The organism is Lutibacter sp. A80, assembly GCF_022429645.1.
Classification (GTDB): domain Bacteria; phylum Bacteroidota; class Bacteroidia; order Flavobacteriales; family Flavobacteriaceae; genus Lutibacter.
This window is the reverse complement of the sequence record NZ_CP092480.1, coordinates 644,754-662,174: the sequence shown is the minus strand read 5'-3', so window position 1 is coordinate 662,174 and position 17,421 is coordinate 644,754. Positions and strand designations below refer to the sequence as shown.

Genomic DNA, 17,421 nt, shown 5'->3' with positions numbered 1-17,421 from the left:
ATTATCTTTTTCCACCTCCTCGTTGTGGCATAAATGGGCTTGTGCTTTTTGCTTCTGTACCTGATTCAGATTTAGAAACGCCTTTTAAACTATACACTAATTTATCACCTTCAGAGACTCCGCTTAAAATTTCAACATTAACACCATCACTAGCTCCTAAAGTTACTTTTTTAGGTGTGATACTATTATTTGCTCCTAATACCCAAAGTATTTTATTATCTCTAGATCTTTGGCTGTTATCAGTCTCTAATCCATGTTGTTGGTTGTAGGTAGCTAAAATTTCTTTTTCTGGTTTAAAGTTGATTGCTTTAGCTTCTGCAGTTAACACATCTTTTAATTCTAATGTGTAAATTGAGATAGTTGCTGTTAATCCTGGTTTTAATTTTAAATCTGGATTATGTGCCTTAATAACAACAGTATATGTTACTACATTTGAAGTTATTGTTGGGTCTAAACGAACTTGTGTTACAACACCTTCAAAGGTTTCTCCAATATACGCATCTACTGTAAAAGTAACGCGTTGTCCTTCTTTTACATTTCCTATATCTGCTTCATCTACATCTGCTTCAACCTGCATTTCTTTTAAATCTTGAGCAATTGTAAAAAGTGTTGGTGTACTAAAACTTGCTGCAACTGTTTGACCTTCATCAATAGCTCTTGAAAGTACAACACCATCTATAGGTGAATAAATATTTGCATAACTTAAGTTTGTTTTTGCTTTTTGAAGGTCTGATAAACGTTCTATTACAGTACCTTTTGCAGTTTCATAATTATAGGTTGCATCATCAAAATCTGATTTACTAATTACTTGATTTTCATACAATGTTTTTTGTCTATTGTAAATAGTTTCTAAATAATTTTTCTGACTAACAGCATTGTCGTATGATGCTTTATTTTGAGAATATGTTGCTTTTAAATTAGTTTTATCTAATTCAGCAATAAGTTGTCCTTCAGTTACTTCACTATTGTAATCTACATAAATTTTTTCTACAACTCCAGACACTTGTGTTCCCACTTCTACTTGTGTTATTGGTTCAATAGTTCCGGTTGCTGTAACCATTGTAGTTACATTTGCTTTTTTAGCTGCAACTGTTTGTGCTTCAATAATAACAGCATTATCACCTTTCATAAATGTATATGCTGCGATGGCAAGTATAACTAATACTATGCTACTTATAATAATTGTTTTTTTATTTTTCATGAGTATGTTGCTTATAATTTGATATCGTTTCCTTGGTAAAATTGTAATAATTGGTGGTATAAAATATTTAAATATTTTGCTTGTAAATAATTTTGTTGTGCATTAGTGTATGTATTTTGACTGATAACTAAATCGGTTGTGCTTAAATCTCCTAATTCATACTTTTTTTGAGCTAGTTTATAGCTTTGTTCTGCGGCTATTTTAGAAGCTTCAGAAGCAAGTACTTGTTCTTGTGCAGATAATGCATTTTGATATGCTGTTTCTACTTTTTTATAAACTGCTTTTTCTGTACTTTGTTTTTGTATTTCTGCTTTTTCAATATTGATAGTTGCAGTTTGTACAGCTGCTTTTGTTTGATATCTGTTAAATATTGGAATATTTAATGACAATCCTAATTTTTGATTAAAGTTAAAATCAAACTGATCTGAAAATGTATCGTCATTTATACTTGTATATCCAGACCCAAGGCTACCTGATAAAGTTAACGTTGGTAAATAAGCACCTTTAGCTATGTCTAATTCTTTCTCATTTACGGCAACATTTAATTCACTTGCTTTAATTTCTGGTAAAATACCTAAAGCGTTATTATATACTTCGTATTTGTTAAGTTCTAAATTTACTAAGTCTAAATTATCATCAATAGTTTCAATTTCTAGTTCGTCTACTGGTGTTAATTCCAATAATTGTTTAAGTGAAATTATATATTGTTGGTAATTATTTTTTGCAGCAATAACATTGTATTTGTTTGTTGCAGCCTGACTTTGTGCTTCTGTATAATCACTAAGTGCAATTGTACCTACATCTAAACGTTGTTTAGCTCTAATAACTTCTTTTTCTGAAGCTTCTAAGTTGTTTTCGGCAATTGTAATACTTTCTTTACTATATAATGCTTGTAAATACGCTTCTAAAATGTTTAAAACAATATTATTTTTCTCTACTTCTTCTTGAAAAATACTTTGTTCTAACAGTAATTCATTCTGTTTAATTTGGTTATTTAATTGGTTCCCTTGAAACAATGTCATAGAACTATTTAAACCAACATTTGTACTGTTAATTTGGTCTGTAACATAATCGCTTGTAATTGGGTCAATAGCATTACCACTAGAAAAACTTTGTGATGCACTACCAAATAAATTAGGTAGTCTAGATGATTTTGCTTTGCTATAACTTACTTCAGCGATACTCTTATTTAAGGAAGCTTCTTTAACAGTAATGTTATTTTCCAATGCATAATTAATACAATCTTCTAAAGACCATATTTTTGACATTGAATTATCTGAAGCTTCTTGCGCAACTGTAAATTGCACAAATAGTAAACTTGCTATAATTATGTATAATCTCATTTTTAAATGTTTTTTAATTTAACACTTCAAAGATGAAACTATGTACTCATATAATAAAAAGGAATAGACGTTTGGTCTGATTTACTATACAAAAATCCTTTTTTTATAGATGGATTTTTTTTGATATTACCGCTAATTGTTATTTTTAGTATGCAAATTTTAAAACTACGCTATTTCAGATATTACAGGTAGTTGTCAAATTATTTGAAATTAAAAGCTCAATTATTTAGTGTTTTTAGTCTGTTTAGATGCCGTTGCTTTTGAATTTTTAGCAGTTGTTTGCAATACATAATTTGCAAGTACTTTTTCTATCAATTCTTCTTTTGTTAAATGATGAAATACGGTTCTTACTTGTTGTTTTAAATGTTCTGGAATAGCACGATTAGGTTTGGTTTTAAATATTTTTTTTGCCCATAATAATATATTATTCTCTTCAATACTTTGTGTATCTGCTTTTTTATACTCCTTAAAAACAATACCCAATTCATTTTCAAAGTCTGCAATATCCTCAACTTCTTCTTGTTGTAAAACAGTTAAAGAAAGTCCCTTGGCTCCTGCTCTAGCGGTACGTCCACTTCTATGTACATACGTATCAAAAGTGTCTGGTAAGTGGTAATTTACCACATACGAAATTTCTTGAACATCAATTCCACGTGCTGCCAAATCTGTAGCAACTAAAATATCTATATAACCTTCTCTAAACTGTCCCATAATTCTATCACGAATTCCTTGAGATAAACTTCCGTGTAGCGCACCTGAAGAAAATTTATTAATGGCTAAGTTTTTAGCTAACTTATTAACCGCTGCTTTTGTTTTACAAAATATAATTCCTCTTTCTCCTTCTTTTGAATTTAAAAAATGAAGTAAAACTTCTAATTTTTCAATAGGTTTTACAACTACATACTGGTGGTCAATTCCTTGATGACCAATAGTCTCCATATCAGCTTCAACTTGAATAACATGTTTAGACATATAGTTTTGAACCAATTGTTTAATAGCGCCTGGCATAGTTGCCGTAAACAATAAAGTTCTTCTAGTTTTTGGCAATTCAGCAATTATAGTATCTAAATCTTCTTTTAAAGCACTTACCATTTCATCTGCTTCGTCTAACACTAAATACTTTAAGTTCTTTAAACTGATTTCTTCTCGTTTTAATAAATCAACCAAACGACCTGGAGTAGCAACTACAATGTTTACAGGGTTTTTTAAGCTTTCAATTTGAGGTTTAATAGGAACTCCTCCAAAAAGTGAAACAATAGAAATTGCTGGATTTTGGGCTGAAAAAGCGACTAAATTGGTGTAAATTTGTTGTCCTAATTCTCTTGTTGGAGCTAATATTACAGCTTGAACATCCGTATTTTCTATATCAATTAGTTGTAATAATGGCAAGCCAAATGCGGCGGTTTTACCTGTTCCTGTTTTAGCTAAAACTACAACATCATTAGTTTTATTTAAAATAAGAGGTATCGATTTCTCTTGAACAATTGTTGGAATAGTAATTTTTAAATCAGCTAAACTTTGTTGGAATTCTTTATTGATTCCTAAATCAGAAAATGTTTTTGGCATAGAATTATATTTTCACAAAGTTAACGATAGTTTTCTAAGAATTATCGTTATTGTGTTTTATGTATAAATATTTAATTTTTTTATGGTTTTTCAACTTTAAAACTCCCAATTATTAGAAACAATAAAAAGCTTAAGGTTATATAACTAATATAACTGTAAGAATTAAATGTGGTGTAACAATAACTAAATAAACTTGGAGCTAGAGCACTTGCAATAACTAAAAAACTCATTACTTTTCCTGTAATTGAACCAAGGTGTTTTCTGCCAAAATATTTTGGCCAAGTAACTGCATTTACAACAGAAAATAATCCGCCAAGTAAACCCAAACCTCCAATTAATATATAAATACCAAATGTTGACGATAAAAATAACAGGCCTGTTGATGCTAATATTCCGCCAAAAATCATAGTGTATAAATATATTTTATGATTTATATAATCACTTAAAATATTACATAAAGTAGAAACAGAAATGGCAATAATAGAAATTGGTAAAAAAACAGAAATAGCTTGAGATTTAGTATAATCTTGACTTGCAAATATTGAAACAATATGAAAAGTAAAACCAGTTATAAAAAAGCTATTAAAAGCTAAAACTAATCCAAACATCCAAAAAGCTCTTGTTTTTTTAGCTTCTACTAATGTTAAATTAGTTTCTATTTCTTCTACTACTGTAATTGATTTAGAGGTATCTGTACTTTTAAATCCATCAGGATTTAATCCAAAGTCTTCGGGTTTATTTCTATAAAATTGCAGTATAAAGAAACTAAAAATAATTAGGCAAATGGCTAATATTTGCCAACTAAGCTCCCATCCATTATCATCAATTAATTTATTTATTAAAATTGGAGACGAAGAAAAACCTAAAGATACAGTTATACTGCTTATAGAGTTAATTTTACCTCTATTTTTTTTAAACCACATCATAACCATATTTCTAGAAGTCATAGTTAAAACTCCCTGTCCACTAAATCTAATAAAAAAGAATAATACCGTAATTAATATAAAAGGTATTAACCAAGAATCTATATTTAAAAAGGATTTTATAAAACCGCTAATTTTTTCAGATAATGAAAATAATAATAAAGAGAACGCCAAAAACAATGTTGCAAAAAAGGCTACAGATCTTGCGCCATATTTATCGAATAAAAAACCAGCTTTAGTAACTAAAAAGGCACTTAACAAGGTACCAATCATATAAGCATTACTAAATTGATTTCTAGTTAGGCCTAAAGCATCTTTTACAGGATCTGTAAAAACAGAAACTCCAACAGTTTGACCAGGAATACTTGCTAAAATACCTATACTACCGACTAAAAGTACAATATAACCGTAGAATACTGGTGACTTTTTAGGGTTTACAAATGAAAATTTATTAGGGTTATGCATTCATTTATTAAACGTACAACTGTACGTAATTTAAAAGATTATATAATAAATAAAACTGCTTAAATATATTATAAATATGTTTTTAAAATACGTATTAAAAACAACAAACATTATTGATTTATTCTTACTAATTCAATATAAAAAGTTTCATTATAATTTATTTCTAAATAAATATTTAAGACAGTTTTATTTTAATAACTATATGTAAGATTGTATTATTAAGGTTAAAATAGCGTAAAACGCAACCATTAACTTAATTTTATTCTTCAGGAGGATATCCATTTATTTCTTCAAATACTCTATCAAAATTAGCTAATAAATAAGTTCTTAATTTTTGTCTATAATCTTCTTTCAGCCAATCTGTAAAACTATTGGTACTTTTACAAATACATTTGAGATATTGTTGAATTCTATAATCAATATCATCTCCTAATAATTTAGCTAAAATTAAAGCATCATAAACATCTTCGCTATTTTCAATACAAATATGTGCATGCTGTTCTATAGATCGAGAGAGTACAACTTTAGAAGATTCACCATCTTTTATTGCATCTGTATAGACTTTTTTAACATTAAAAAAGACATCTTCAGTTTTAGCAAATTTAGCCCTTAAATCATCAGGCATTACGTATCTGAAATTATCTTCTAAATCTTCATCCGTTAATAGATTATCTAAATAATAATTAGGGTATTTAAATATTTTTTGCCAATTAACTTTTGCACCCCACATTCCAAATCTATGGATATTATTACCTAAATCTATAACTGTAAAAGAGGTTTTATCTTTTAAAATTCTAGACCCTCTACCAATCATTTGGTAATATAAGGTTAAAGATCTGGTTGCTCTATTTAAAATAATAGTATCTACTGTTGGTTCATCAAAACCAGTAGTTAAAATACTAACGGAAGTTAAAATAGCATTTGGAGTTTTTTTAAACCATCGTAAAATAAATTCACGTTCTCTTTTTGTAGCTGTATTATCTAAATGCATAATAGGATACCCAGCCATTTTAAAAGCTTCAAAAACATTTATTGAAGTATTAATTCCGTTATTAAAAATTAACGTTTTTTTACCCAAAGATCGTTCTTCGTAAGCTTTTACTAATTTGCCTAACATTTCGCTATTAGTATATAAATCATCTGAAGATTTTACAGTATAATCTCCATTTATACCTACTACTAATGATGTTAAACCAACGTTATATGAATATGTTTTTGCTTTTGCTAAAAACTTGTTTTTTATAAGTGTTTCTATGGTTTCACCAATAATTAACTCTTCATAATTATCAGTCATAGGTAACTGAATATTAGAGCTTAAAGGAGTTGCTGTTACACCTAAAATAAAAGAGTTTTCGAAAAACTTAAACAGTTTTGTAAAAGAATTGTAATGCGCTTCATCAATAATTACTAAACCTATATCTGAAATGTCTAATTTATTATCATTAAGTCTATTATTTAATGTTTCAACCATTGCAACATAGCAAGAATAGTCTCTATGATCGTCTAAATTAGCCTTACTATCTATAACCTTATTTATAACTCCAAAGTCTGATAGCATTGCACAAGTCTGTTTGCAAAGCTCAATTCTATGTGTAAGAATTAAAACCTTTTTATTATTATGATGTTTTAAATATTGGCGTACAAGTTCTGAGAAAATCACTGTTTTCCCTCCACCTGTTGGTAGTTGGAATAACAAATGATAATCATCAGGAGCTTCTTCAAACCTCTTGAAAATTTTTGTAATTGCTTCTTTCTGGTAATTATATAATTCTTTACCAGTTTTCTTCTCTTCTTGTTCTGTAGTAGTTAAAGTCACATTTGAAATTTAAAAAACACACAAAAATACAGCCTTTATTAGTGTTAATGCAACTTTTTTATGAAAAACTTTTTTTTTACTTGATTTATAGGCTATTAACTATTTAGTTTTTCTAGCTCAATTGTAAAATCGTATTGTAAATCTTCGTGTAGCGTTTTTATAGATTTTTTAATGAATAAAATTTGTCTTTCGTATAGGTTTTTAAGGGTTGTATTACGTTTAAATGAAGGTTGTATATTATTCAATTCTTTGCAGAAATAAATTAATAATTCAACTTCGGTTTCTTTTTTTTTAGAATAACGAATATAGGTTTTAACAATTCTTAATATTTTACGAACACTTTTACGTATAAAATAATAACTAGATGTATTGATATCGTTAAATAATTGAGTCATTTCAATTTTTATATTTGAAATATAGGCATCTTCATCAGATGCCATATATAACAAATACGTTAACAATTCTTTATTTTCTTTTTTAAATTTTGAAAGCTGTAAAACAAGTTCAATTAATTCTGAATTTGAACAATCTTTCAATTCTGTTTTTAATTCTTTAACCGAAGCTGTTTTCATTAAAATGTTTTATACAATTATTTAGAATCAGGTATTAATTCATATCCTTGATTAATTCCTTTTTCAATAGCAGGTACTCCTCTTTTCATCCATACAGGCATTGGAGCATCTTTTAAATAATAGTCAAAATATTGTTGCATACGAATATTGAAATCTTTTCTATTTTGCATTTTTAATGGCCAATGTGGTTCTCCATTATAATTTAGCATCCAAGATGGTTTACCCAATCTTCGTAATGAAACAAAAAGTTCAATTCCTTGATACCATGGCACATGACCATCAGCATCATTATGCATAATTAACATTGGTGTGTTAACTTTATCGAGACTAAAAATTGGTGAATTTTCAATATAACGTGCTGGGTATTCCCAAGGAGTACCTCCTATTCTACTTTGTGTATGTTCGTATTGAAATTGTCTACTTAAACCTGTCCACCATCTAATTCCTCCATAAGCACTAATCATATTTGGAACAGGAGCTCCAGATTCAACAGCTTTAAAAATATTAGTTTTAGTAACTAAATATGCAATTTGATAACCACCCCAACTGTGCCCTTGTGCTCCAATATTTTCTTTATCTACAAATCCTTTTTCTATAAGCGATGTAATTCCTGGAATAACGCAACTATATGCGCTTTCGCCTGGGTAACCAACTTTGTAAGTTACATCAGGATTAAAAATTAAATAGCCTCTACTAGCATAAAAACTATAATTTATAGTTGATCTTCCAGGTGATGGTGCTTTATGGCTAAAAAGTCCATCAGAACTTTTTTCATAAAAATTCACAATCATTGGATATTTTTTTGAAGGATCAAAATTTTCTGGTTTTATAAGCATACCAGTTAAAGGTTCTCCGTCTAAAGATGTCCAATAAACTAATTCTGCTGTTCCCCAATTGTATTCGCTTTGTTGTGGATTTGCATTCGTAATTTTAATTTGTTTTTTAAAACTTAAATCTGAGTATATAATATCTGGAAATACCTCAAAACTTTGTTTTGTAAATAATACATTATCTGATTTTTTAGCTTTTATTGGCGTAGAAAAACGATATGCATCCGTTATTAATTGTTTTCCTTTATTATTTTTTGGATTGAATTGAAAATAACCTGAATTTTTACTTAATTCATTAAACGTATAAAACAACCATTTGTCTTTTTTGGTTAAAAAACGCTCTTCTTTATCAAATTCAATATATCTATAACTTGTTTTTGAAGCACGTCCATCAGTTAATTTTTTACTAGTTCCATTTTCTGGATTAAATTCCCAAATATCATATCTATCATATAATAAAATAGAAGCATCATCTTCAGTCCAACCAGCAGATCCATATGATCTAGGATGTACAGGAGAATCATTTAACTCATCGTAAAAAACTTTCCCCTTTGTAAGGTTTGTCATTTTTTTGGTTGCTAAATTAAATGTAAACCAAGTGCTGTCAATAGAATTATATCCATAGGCGTATTTAGCTTTCGGACTTAAACTAACACGGCCGCTCATTTTATCAAAAATTTTGGTAATTGCTCCTGTGTTTGTATTAACAATTGCATAATCTCTTGCAGAATTACCAGTCCATTGACTTTCTAAAAGATATGGTTCAGGATTACTTAATAATGCAAATTCAGCATTACCTTCATCTCCAATTCTTGTATCAGGATATTCTGTAGAACCTAACTGTACTAAGTTTTTATTATTTAAATGAATTACGGTTGTGTATGATTTTTTAGCATCTTTTTTAACTTGCATTTCTTGAACTGTATACAATCTTGGTTCATTATAAGTCCAAACTTCTACATTTACAATTTCTTCATCTAACAAAGTAGTATCCTTTACAATTGGTGGTTTAGCTAAACCAAAATATAACTTAGTTTCATCTTTAGAAAAAGAAATAGTACCATCTGAAGAAACTCTATAGCCATTTGGAGCTGAAATTGGATCTAAAAGTTTTTGAGCTGTTGAATTACCTTGTGTCCAGTAATAAAGTTCATTAGGTCTAACTTGTGTTTTTGTAGTATCTCTGTCAGCTATAAAGCTTAAATTATTTCCAGAATCACTAAAATTTAGTTGGTAATATTTAGTTTTTTTATTTGCTTCAAAAATAGAATTTAATTGGTTATTTTCTAAATTTAAAACATAAACTCCGGCTTTAACGGTTGAATCTAAGCCAGTTGTAATAAATGCTAATTGTTTACCTTCTTTAGCAAATTTGTAATTTGTAACATATTTAAAGGTATCTTGTTTTTTTGTAGTTAAATTTCTTAAAACTAAATGATATCCATTATTTTTACCTACTTTTTTAGGTTTTTTAACCTTTTTTTCTTTTTTAGAAGTGTCTCTTTGTTTTTTTACAGTTTTAACTTCTTCTAATAAATAAGCAATAAAACCATCCCATTTTTCTGGAATACTATAAGATTTTACATTTCCAATTTTAGTAAGTGTATTTGTCTCTAAACTATAAATTGCTAATGTATCTTTAGGTAATTTATCCTTTTTTACTTTTTTTCGTTTTAGCTCAACTACACTATCTTTCCAAGGTTTTACAGTAAATAATGCAGTTTTAAAATTATTGGTAAATACAGGTTTTTCAGCCCTTTCGTGTTCAAAAACAAGTTTTCCTTTGTTGTTTTTAATTTTTAGACTACTATCCTTTTCCCCTTTTTCGAGTAGATACATTATTGTATTTCCATCTGAGGATATAGTTTGATTTTTAATGGCGTTCCAATTTTCATAATCAGTATGATCTAACACTTTTTTTTGTGCTATCATTGAAAAAGAAATTAGAAATAAAAGTGAGGTTAAAAAGAGTTTCATATTTATATTTTTTAGAAAGTATAAATATAGTATTAATATTAAATTTTAAATAAAAAAATACTGGAAAAACAATAACTAACTAAATTTCAAAATTATAGCCAATATTAACATAAAAATCCTGTAAAAATTAATTTACAGGACTTTAAAATAAATTAGAAACTAAATTATATTGAAATTTCAACAAATTTAATTCCTAAAGCCTTTTGAAGATCTTGAATTTTTTGTAATTCATTTGGTAAAATAAGCGCTATTGAAAAACCAGCTTTTCCAGCTCTAGCAGTTCTACCACTTCTATGTGTGTAATATTCTAATTGTTCAGGTAATTGATGGTGAATTACAAAGCCTAAGTTATTTACGTCAATACCTCTAGCAGAAACATCTGTAGAAATTAAAACCTGTAAGCTTCCATTTTTAAAAGCACGCATTACCTTTTCACGTTCTTTTTGCTGCATATCTCCCTCTAAAGCATCAACAGAAAAACCTTCTTCTTTTAAAAAATTAGACAAATTTTGTGTACCAGCTTTTGTTCTACAAAATATTATTCCTCTATCGTTAGATCTACGTTCTAAAATCTTAATTAATAATTCAGGTTTGTTTTTAATACTCGTTTTTATGTAATGATGTGTAATATTTGCATTAACCAATGTATTTTTGTTAACCGCAATTTTAACAGCATCAGATGCCATATAGGTTTTTATAATTTGCTGAATTTCAGTAGGCATAGTTGCTGAAAATAACCAGGTATTTTTCTTTTTACCAGTATATTTTAAAATTCTGTTTAGGTCTTGTTTAAATCCCATGCTTAACATTTCATCAGCTTCATCAAGCACTAGTGTAGTTACTTTACTTAAATCTATTTCACCTTTTTCAATTAAATCTATTAATCTTCCTGGTGTAGCAACTACTATATGTGTAGTACGTTTTAAATTTTTAATCTGACGCTCTATTTTTTCACCACCATAAACTGCTTCAATAAATATTTTTGAATTTAAATACTTGGTGTATTTAAATAATTGTTTTTTAATTTGTTGAGCTAATTCTCTAGTTGGCGCTAAAATTAACGATTGAATATTTGAAGAGTTTACATCTATTCCTTGTAAAATTGGCAAGCCAAAAGCTGCTGTTTTACCAGTTCCAGTTTGTGCTAAACCTACTAAATCTGTTTTGGATTTTAACAAAACGGGAATTGTTGCTTTTTGTACATCTGTTGGTGTTTTAATACCAAGCTCTTTTAATCCTTGAATAAATTCTTTATGAACTCCTAATTCTAAAAATGTTGCCATGTTTTTATTTTATACTGCAAATGTACAGTTATTAAATTTACAATAATTATTACTTTAATCCCACTTTCTAAAAACAAAAAAAGCTGCTTAAAAAGCAGCTTTTAAATATTTTTTTAATAATGTTATATCTTTTTTACTCTAACGGCATTCATTCCTTTTAAACCTTTTTCCAATTCAAAAGTAACTTTATCATTTTCAGCAATTTCTTCTAAAACACCACTAACATGAACAAAAAACTTTTCTTGTGTTGAAGTGTCAATAATAAATCCAAACCCTTTAGATGTATCAAAAAATGAAACTTTTCCTTTTCTGTCTACAGGAGCTTCTTCTTCTCTATCTTCTTTTTTTGGAATACCTATTTCGATGCTTTCTGCATCAACTTTAATTTTTTTGGATGGATCTGGCGGCGTATCAGTTAATTGTCCAAATTCGTCTACATAGACAAACATACTATCTTGTCCATTAGCCTTACGCTCTTCTTTTCTAAGAAGTTTATCTTTCTTTTTCTTTAATCTTTTCTTCTCTCTTTCTTTTTTACCAAATGTTTCTTGTGATCCTGCCATTAATTATTATGTTAAATTTTATTTGTTTATTCTGTTGTTTCCTAAACAGTTAAGGGTGTCATTTGAATTAAAATAGATTTTTTTTGTGAAAACAATTTATTAAATTGATTTTCAAAATACAACTGAAGTTATTAAATGACCTGCTTATAAAATAATGACTAATTAATTATAAACTTGTGCAAATATAACACTTCCTATTTAATTTTTTATATTTCAAGTTAATATAATTGACATAAATAATTGTAAAGTGATGTATTTACTAAGTTTTTTCTTAAAAAAATACCGACTTATTTAGCGTTTAATAAATTAAACAATAAGTTATCAATAAGTAGTTAAACAGCTTTATATTAATATATTAACTAATTAATAATTTACTGTTTAATTTTAAAAACAGATTAAGTTAAATAGCATATTTTTGCTTTTATATAAATTTAAATATTAACTAAATTCTTATTTATACATTTGAATTATGAAAAAAATATTAATTATAGGATTTGTATGGCCAGAACCTACTACTACAGCTGCTGGAACTAGAATATTACAACTAATAAGTATTTTTAAAGAATATGGTTTAGATATTTATTTTGTTAGCTCTGCCTCTAAAACAACACAATCTTATAATCTTTCTGAAGCAGGAATTAAAGCTTCAAAAATTGAACTAAACTGTAGTAGTTTTGATGATTTAATTATTCAATACCAACCTGATATTGTTTTGTTTGACAGGTATTTAACGGAAGAACAATTTGGATGGAGAGTTTCTGAAAATTGTCCAAACGCACTTAAAATATTAGATACTGAAGATTTACATTTTTTAAGGTTTGCAAGAGAAAAACAATTTAAAAGTAAGGTTGAAACAAATAAAATTTTACTAAATAATGATATTACTAAGCGAGAAATTGCTAGTATATATCGTTGTGATATATCTTTAATTATTTCTAAATATGAATTAGAATTATTAATTACAAAATTTAAAATTGATTTAAATATACTTTGTTATACTCCTTTTTTATTAAATGAAATAACACAAAATACCTTTAAAAATTATCCTTCATTTAATGAAAGAGTAGATTTTATGACTATAGGTAATTTTAAACACAAGCCTAATTTAGAAGCTGTTAGAACATTAAAAAAACATATTTGGCCAAAAATTAAAAAGCAACTACCAAAAGCTACAATTCATATTTATGGAGCGTATGGAGATAATCAAAGTGTACTACAATTACACAATGCCAAAGAAGGATTTTTAATTGAAGGTTGGGCAAAAAATAAAGAAATTTCCTTTTCAAATGCCCGAATATGTTTAGCTCCATTATTATTTGGAGCCGGATTAAAAGGTAAACTTATAGATGCCATGATTTATGGAACACCGTCTATTACTACTTCTATCGGTTCTGAAGGTATAAATAATGGTGGTTTACCTTATGCTGGATTTATTGAAAATGATTTTAATAATTTTATTGAAAAAGCCATAAAATTATATCAGAATGAAGAAATTTGGTTAAAAAAACAACAAAATGGCATACAAATTATCAATTCTAATTTTTCTAAAAATAAATTTGGAAAAGAATTGATGTTAAAAATTGAAACTATTTTTAAAGATTTAGAAAACCATAGAAATCAAAATTTTATTGGTTCAATGTTATTACACCATACTTTAAAAAGCACTAAATATATGTCTAAATGGATTGAAGAGAAAAATAAAAAATAGACTAACTTAATTTATTCACCTTTTATTGTTTTATGCTATCAAAGGTTTAATTATTTTAAATTCTCTATAATTTATAGTAACCAAAGTTGCAGTCTACTACCCTATTTAATTTTAAATTTGAATTAAAATAGAAATTATTTATGAAAAATATTGTAGCCGTTACTTTTCAAAATAAAAAAAGCATCTTTAATCATACAGGAAAGTGCAGAAACTATTTAATTTATACAATAAATGGAGCTGTAATAGAACACAAAAGATTGCTTGAATTGTCTAGAGATGAAACATTAAGGAATTTTTTCCAGAATGAAAGCAATAAACATGTGTTACTTGAATGTGATATTTTATTAACTCGAGGTATTGGCTCAGGAGCCACTGAAAAATTAGCCAAATATGGAGTAGCTTGTTATAAAATAGACGAAACTGACCCTGATATTGCTATTCAAAAATTAATTAATGGAACATTAGAAGCTATGGCCCCAATTTCAAACGAGCTCTCAGGATGTAACTGCAATTGTAATACTAAAAAGCACTAAATTTAATAGTATTAATAAAATACTGTCCAAAATATTAATAGTTAATTATTTCAGACAGTATTTTATTTTATATAAAAATGGATTAAATTTCTCTAAAAATAGAATGCATTAATCTTGTTTTGTCATTAATGCTTTCTTCTAAAGAAATCATTGTTTCTGTTCTAGAAACACCATCAATATCATCAATTTCAAAAATTATTTCTTTTGCATGAGTAGTGTCTTTTGCTCTAATTTTACAAAAAACATTAAATTTACCAGCAGTTATATATGCTATGGTGATATTTGGTATTTTTTTCAAGTCATTTATAACTTGTTTGGTTTTGGAAGTTTTGGCTAAATATATACCAACATGTGAAATAAATGAATAGCCCATTTTTTCATAATCTAATGTTAAAGTAGAGCCTTTAATAATTCCTTCATCTTCCATTTTTTTAACTCTTACATGTATAGTACCTGCAGAAACAACTAGTTTTTTTGCGATATCTGTAAATGGAGTTCTAGCATTTTCGATAAGGATATCTAATATTTGATGATCTATTTCATCTAAAATGAATTTTTTCATGGTTTTTTTCTTAATAATATATAATTATACAACAAATTTATTAAAAAAAAATGATATTTACATAAAAAATTTACGAATTTGATAATTTTAATTCCTTAAAATTTAATTTAACTGCATTTATTTTGTTATTTGTGAAATATTTAGACAAATCACCTTGGTTTTCAATTGATTTATACATTATAAGTTCATTGCTTTCAACTTTAAATTTATATTGAATTCCAACGTCTTCAGTAGTTTCTACTCCGTTTTTCATCATTTTTAAGTCAGAATATATAATATCTAAAAATAAGGTGTCATTATTAGGGATATCAAAATACGGTTTGTAATGTGAAAAATTGTCTGCTGAAGCTATAAAATATAAACCTTGTAAAATTGCATAGAAATTAAATTCACGTGTTATTTCTCTATTATAATCATTATTATAATGTCCTGCCTCTATTAAAATGGTGTTATAACCCAGTTTTTGAAAATTATCTCCAGTTGCTGTAGGATAAAACTCGTCTGTATATCTACCTATATGATTAGGTATTATTTTTTGTAACAAAGTATTCATTGCTACAATTACACTCATTGTTTCTTTACGCCCCTTAGTTAAAGTTCTCTCTAAATCTTCAGATGGTGCTAAAAAAGATATTGTTGCAGGGTTTTCTGTACCTTCTACGTTAAATATTGAACGTTGATCGTGTAAATTAAAGCAAAATTTAGGCTTAAATTTATCTAATACATTACGCAATAGCTTGCTTTCAACAGCCTTAATATTAACTGCATCTCTATTTAAGTCTATATTATTTGCATTTTCACGTGTAAAATTAATAGCTCCATCAGGGTTTAATAAAACTATAAATTGAAGCGTACAATTATTTAATATGTTATCACAAACAGATTTTAATTCATCTCCTGAAGTTTCAAAAAAATTAAATAAGTCAAATAAAGCTTTAGTACCTGTACTTTCATTTCCATGCATCTGCGACCATGAAAGTACCTTAATAGGTCCTTTACCAATAGAAACCATATATATAGGTATGTTATTTTCTGAATAGCCTATAATTTCTTTTTTAAATTTTGAAGATAAATTTTCTATAAGAGGTTGTATATCGTCAAATAAAATTCTTCTACCTTTTAATTTATTCTCAAAATTAGATTTATACCAATTTTCTAAAATAACTGTATCTATTGTTTTCATGCCTAATGTTTATTTTTTTTAAATACTTCCTCTGTATCAATTCTGTTATTACGCAAAAATAAGAATATATTATTTTATTTTACTTTTAGTTTAAATTTTCTACAACTCGCAAAGTTACAATTGTAAATACATTGCAATTTACAGATGTAAACAACTAAATTAACAAGAGTTTCTACAATTGTAAACAGTTATCTGTAAGACATAATTAGGATAATACACAACTTATATATAAGTATAAGAAATAACTATCCTGAAATATTAGAAACTTATATATCAATAAGTTAGTATTAGTTATATAAAGTATTAATATAGGTTATTTAGTATGTAAATGACTGTTTTATATATATTTTTGCTTCTTAAATATAGATTAGTTACATTTGTAAAAGATTAAACCGTTTACAATTGTAACTTATGATAAATGTAGAAGATTTTGCTAAAAGATTGAATTTAATTATGGATTACTACAACCTATCAGCTGCAGTATTAGCTGATAAAATTGAAGTACAACGATCAAGTATCTCTCACCTACTGTCTGGAAGGAATAAACCAAGTTTAGAATTTGTGCTAAAAATTTTAAAAAATTTTCCTGAAGTAGAATTATACTGGTTATTAAATGGTGTTGGTTCTTTTCCTAAAGCTATAAATCAAAAAAAAGAAATCACAACAAGTGCTCCTACTCTTTTTTCTACTAATGAAGAAAAGAATACTGTTGAAAATGTTATTCCTGAAAAAATTATAGAGCATTCAAAAGAAGCTCCTTCAAATGAAATTGAGAGAATTATAATATTTTTTAAAGATGGTAGTTTTAAAAATTATTCTGCCTAATTTTGAATCTTTTATTCGTACGTCTATTTAAATATAGCTTTCAATACTTAAATATTTCTTTATATTTTAGT

General features: G+C 27.1%; 14 protein-coding genes. 3 read left to right on the top strand and 11 right to left on the bottom strand.

The genetic code is table 11. From position 1 onward, the window contains the following. Nucleotide 1: 1 nt before the first annotated feature. The 9 genes from MHL31_RS02820 to MHL31_RS02780 form a co-directional block, all read right to left on the bottom strand. On the bottom strand, nucleotides 2-1,201 hold the full coding sequence (locus tag MHL31_RS02820; protein WP_240227568.1) for an efflux RND transporter periplasmic adaptor subunit: 1,200 nt from the start codon (nucleotides 1,199-1,201) through the stop codon (nucleotides 2-4). An 11-nt stretch (nucleotides 1,202-1,212) separates the two neighbouring features. Next, nucleotides 1,213-2,544: a TolC family protein gene (locus MHL31_RS02815; protein WP_240227567.1), complete on the bottom strand. Its 1,332-nt coding sequence runs from the start codon at nucleotides 2,542-2,544 to the stop codon at nucleotides 1,213-1,215. Between the two features lie 222 nt (nucleotides 2,545-2,766). Beyond that, nucleotides 2,767-4,110, bottom strand: a complete 1,344-nt coding sequence (locus tag MHL31_RS02810) for a DEAD/DEAH box helicase (RefSeq protein ID WP_240227566.1) — start codon at nucleotides 4,108-4,110, stop codon at nucleotides 2,767-2,769. Nucleotides 4,111-4,190: 80 nt separating this feature from the next. Continuing rightward, the gene (locus MHL31_RS02805; protein ID WP_240227565.1) at nucleotides 4,191-5,498 is read right to left on the bottom strand and encodes a nitrate/nitrite transporter; all 1,308 of its coding nucleotides are present in this window, start codon (nucleotides 5,496-5,498) and stop codon (nucleotides 4,191-4,193) included. Between the two features lie 259 nt (nucleotides 5,499-5,757). Further along, complete coding sequence (locus MHL31_RS02800; RefSeq protein WP_240227564.1) at nucleotides 5,758-7,314, bottom strand: DEAD/DEAH box helicase; 1,557 nt, start codon at nucleotides 7,312-7,314, stop codon at nucleotides 5,758-5,760. A gap of 95 nt (nucleotides 7,315-7,409) precedes the next feature. Then, entirely contained in the window at nucleotides 7,410-7,886 is a 477-nt protein-coding gene (locus MHL31_RS02795; RefSeq protein WP_240227563.1) for a hypothetical protein, read from the bottom strand. A 17-nt stretch (nucleotides 7,887-7,903) separates the two neighbouring features. Then, the gene (locus MHL31_RS02790; protein WP_240227562.1) at nucleotides 7,904-10,648 is read right to left on the bottom strand and encodes a S9 family peptidase; all 2,745 of its coding nucleotides are present in this window, start codon (nucleotides 10,646-10,648) and stop codon (nucleotides 7,904-7,906) included. A gap of 209 nt (nucleotides 10,649-10,857) precedes the next feature. Then, the gene (locus MHL31_RS02785; protein WP_240227561.1) at nucleotides 10,858-11,976 is read right to left on the bottom strand and encodes a DEAD/DEAH box helicase; all 1,119 of its coding nucleotides are present in this window, start codon (nucleotides 11,974-11,976) and stop codon (nucleotides 10,858-10,860) included. A gap of 122 nt (nucleotides 11,977-12,098) precedes the next feature. Then, the gene (locus MHL31_RS02780; RefSeq protein ID WP_240227560.1) at nucleotides 12,099-12,539 is read right to left on the bottom strand and encodes a cold-shock protein; all 441 of its coding nucleotides are present in this window, start codon (nucleotides 12,537-12,539) and stop codon (nucleotides 12,099-12,101) included. A 469-nt stretch (nucleotides 12,540-13,008) separates the two neighbouring features. Here MHL31_RS02780 and MHL31_RS02775 point away from each other — a divergent pair, with 469 nt between their 5' ends. Together MHL31_RS02775 and MHL31_RS02770 are read left to right on the top strand one after the other, a co-directional pair. Beyond that, a complete protein-coding gene (locus MHL31_RS02775; protein WP_240227559.1) occupies nucleotides 13,009-14,247 on the top strand; it encodes a glycosyltransferase in 1,239 nt (412 codons plus the stop codon). 140 nt (nucleotides 14,248-14,387) lie between these two features. Further along, a complete protein-coding gene (locus MHL31_RS02770) occupies nucleotides 14,388-14,780 on the top strand; it encodes a NifB/NifX family molybdenum-iron cluster-binding protein (RefSeq protein WP_240227558.1) in 393 nt (130 codons plus the stop codon). Nucleotides 14,781-14,862: 82 nt separating this feature from the next. On the opposite strand, the gene MHL31_RS02765 is transcribed toward MHL31_RS02770, so the two are convergent. Beyond that, a complete protein-coding gene (locus tag MHL31_RS02765; RefSeq protein ID WP_240227557.1) occupies nucleotides 14,863-15,342 on the bottom strand; it encodes an Lrp/AsnC family transcriptional regulator in 480 nt (159 codons plus the stop codon). A 70-nt stretch (nucleotides 15,343-15,412) separates the two neighbouring features. Continuing rightward, nucleotides 15,413-16,525 (bottom strand): M14 family zinc carboxypeptidase, encoded by a 1,113-nt coding sequence (locus tag MHL31_RS02760; protein WP_240227556.1) that lies wholly within the window; start codon nucleotides 16,523-16,525, stop codon nucleotides 15,413-15,415. Between the two features lie 411 nt (nucleotides 16,526-16,936). Between MHL31_RS02760 and MHL31_RS02755 the strand changes: the two genes are divergently transcribed. After that, nucleotides 16,937-17,350 (top strand): helix-turn-helix domain-containing protein, encoded by a 414-nt coding sequence (locus MHL31_RS02755; RefSeq protein WP_240227555.1) that lies wholly within the window; start codon nucleotides 16,937-16,939, stop codon nucleotides 17,348-17,350. The last annotated feature ends 71 nt before the right edge of the window (nucleotides 17,351-17,421 follow it).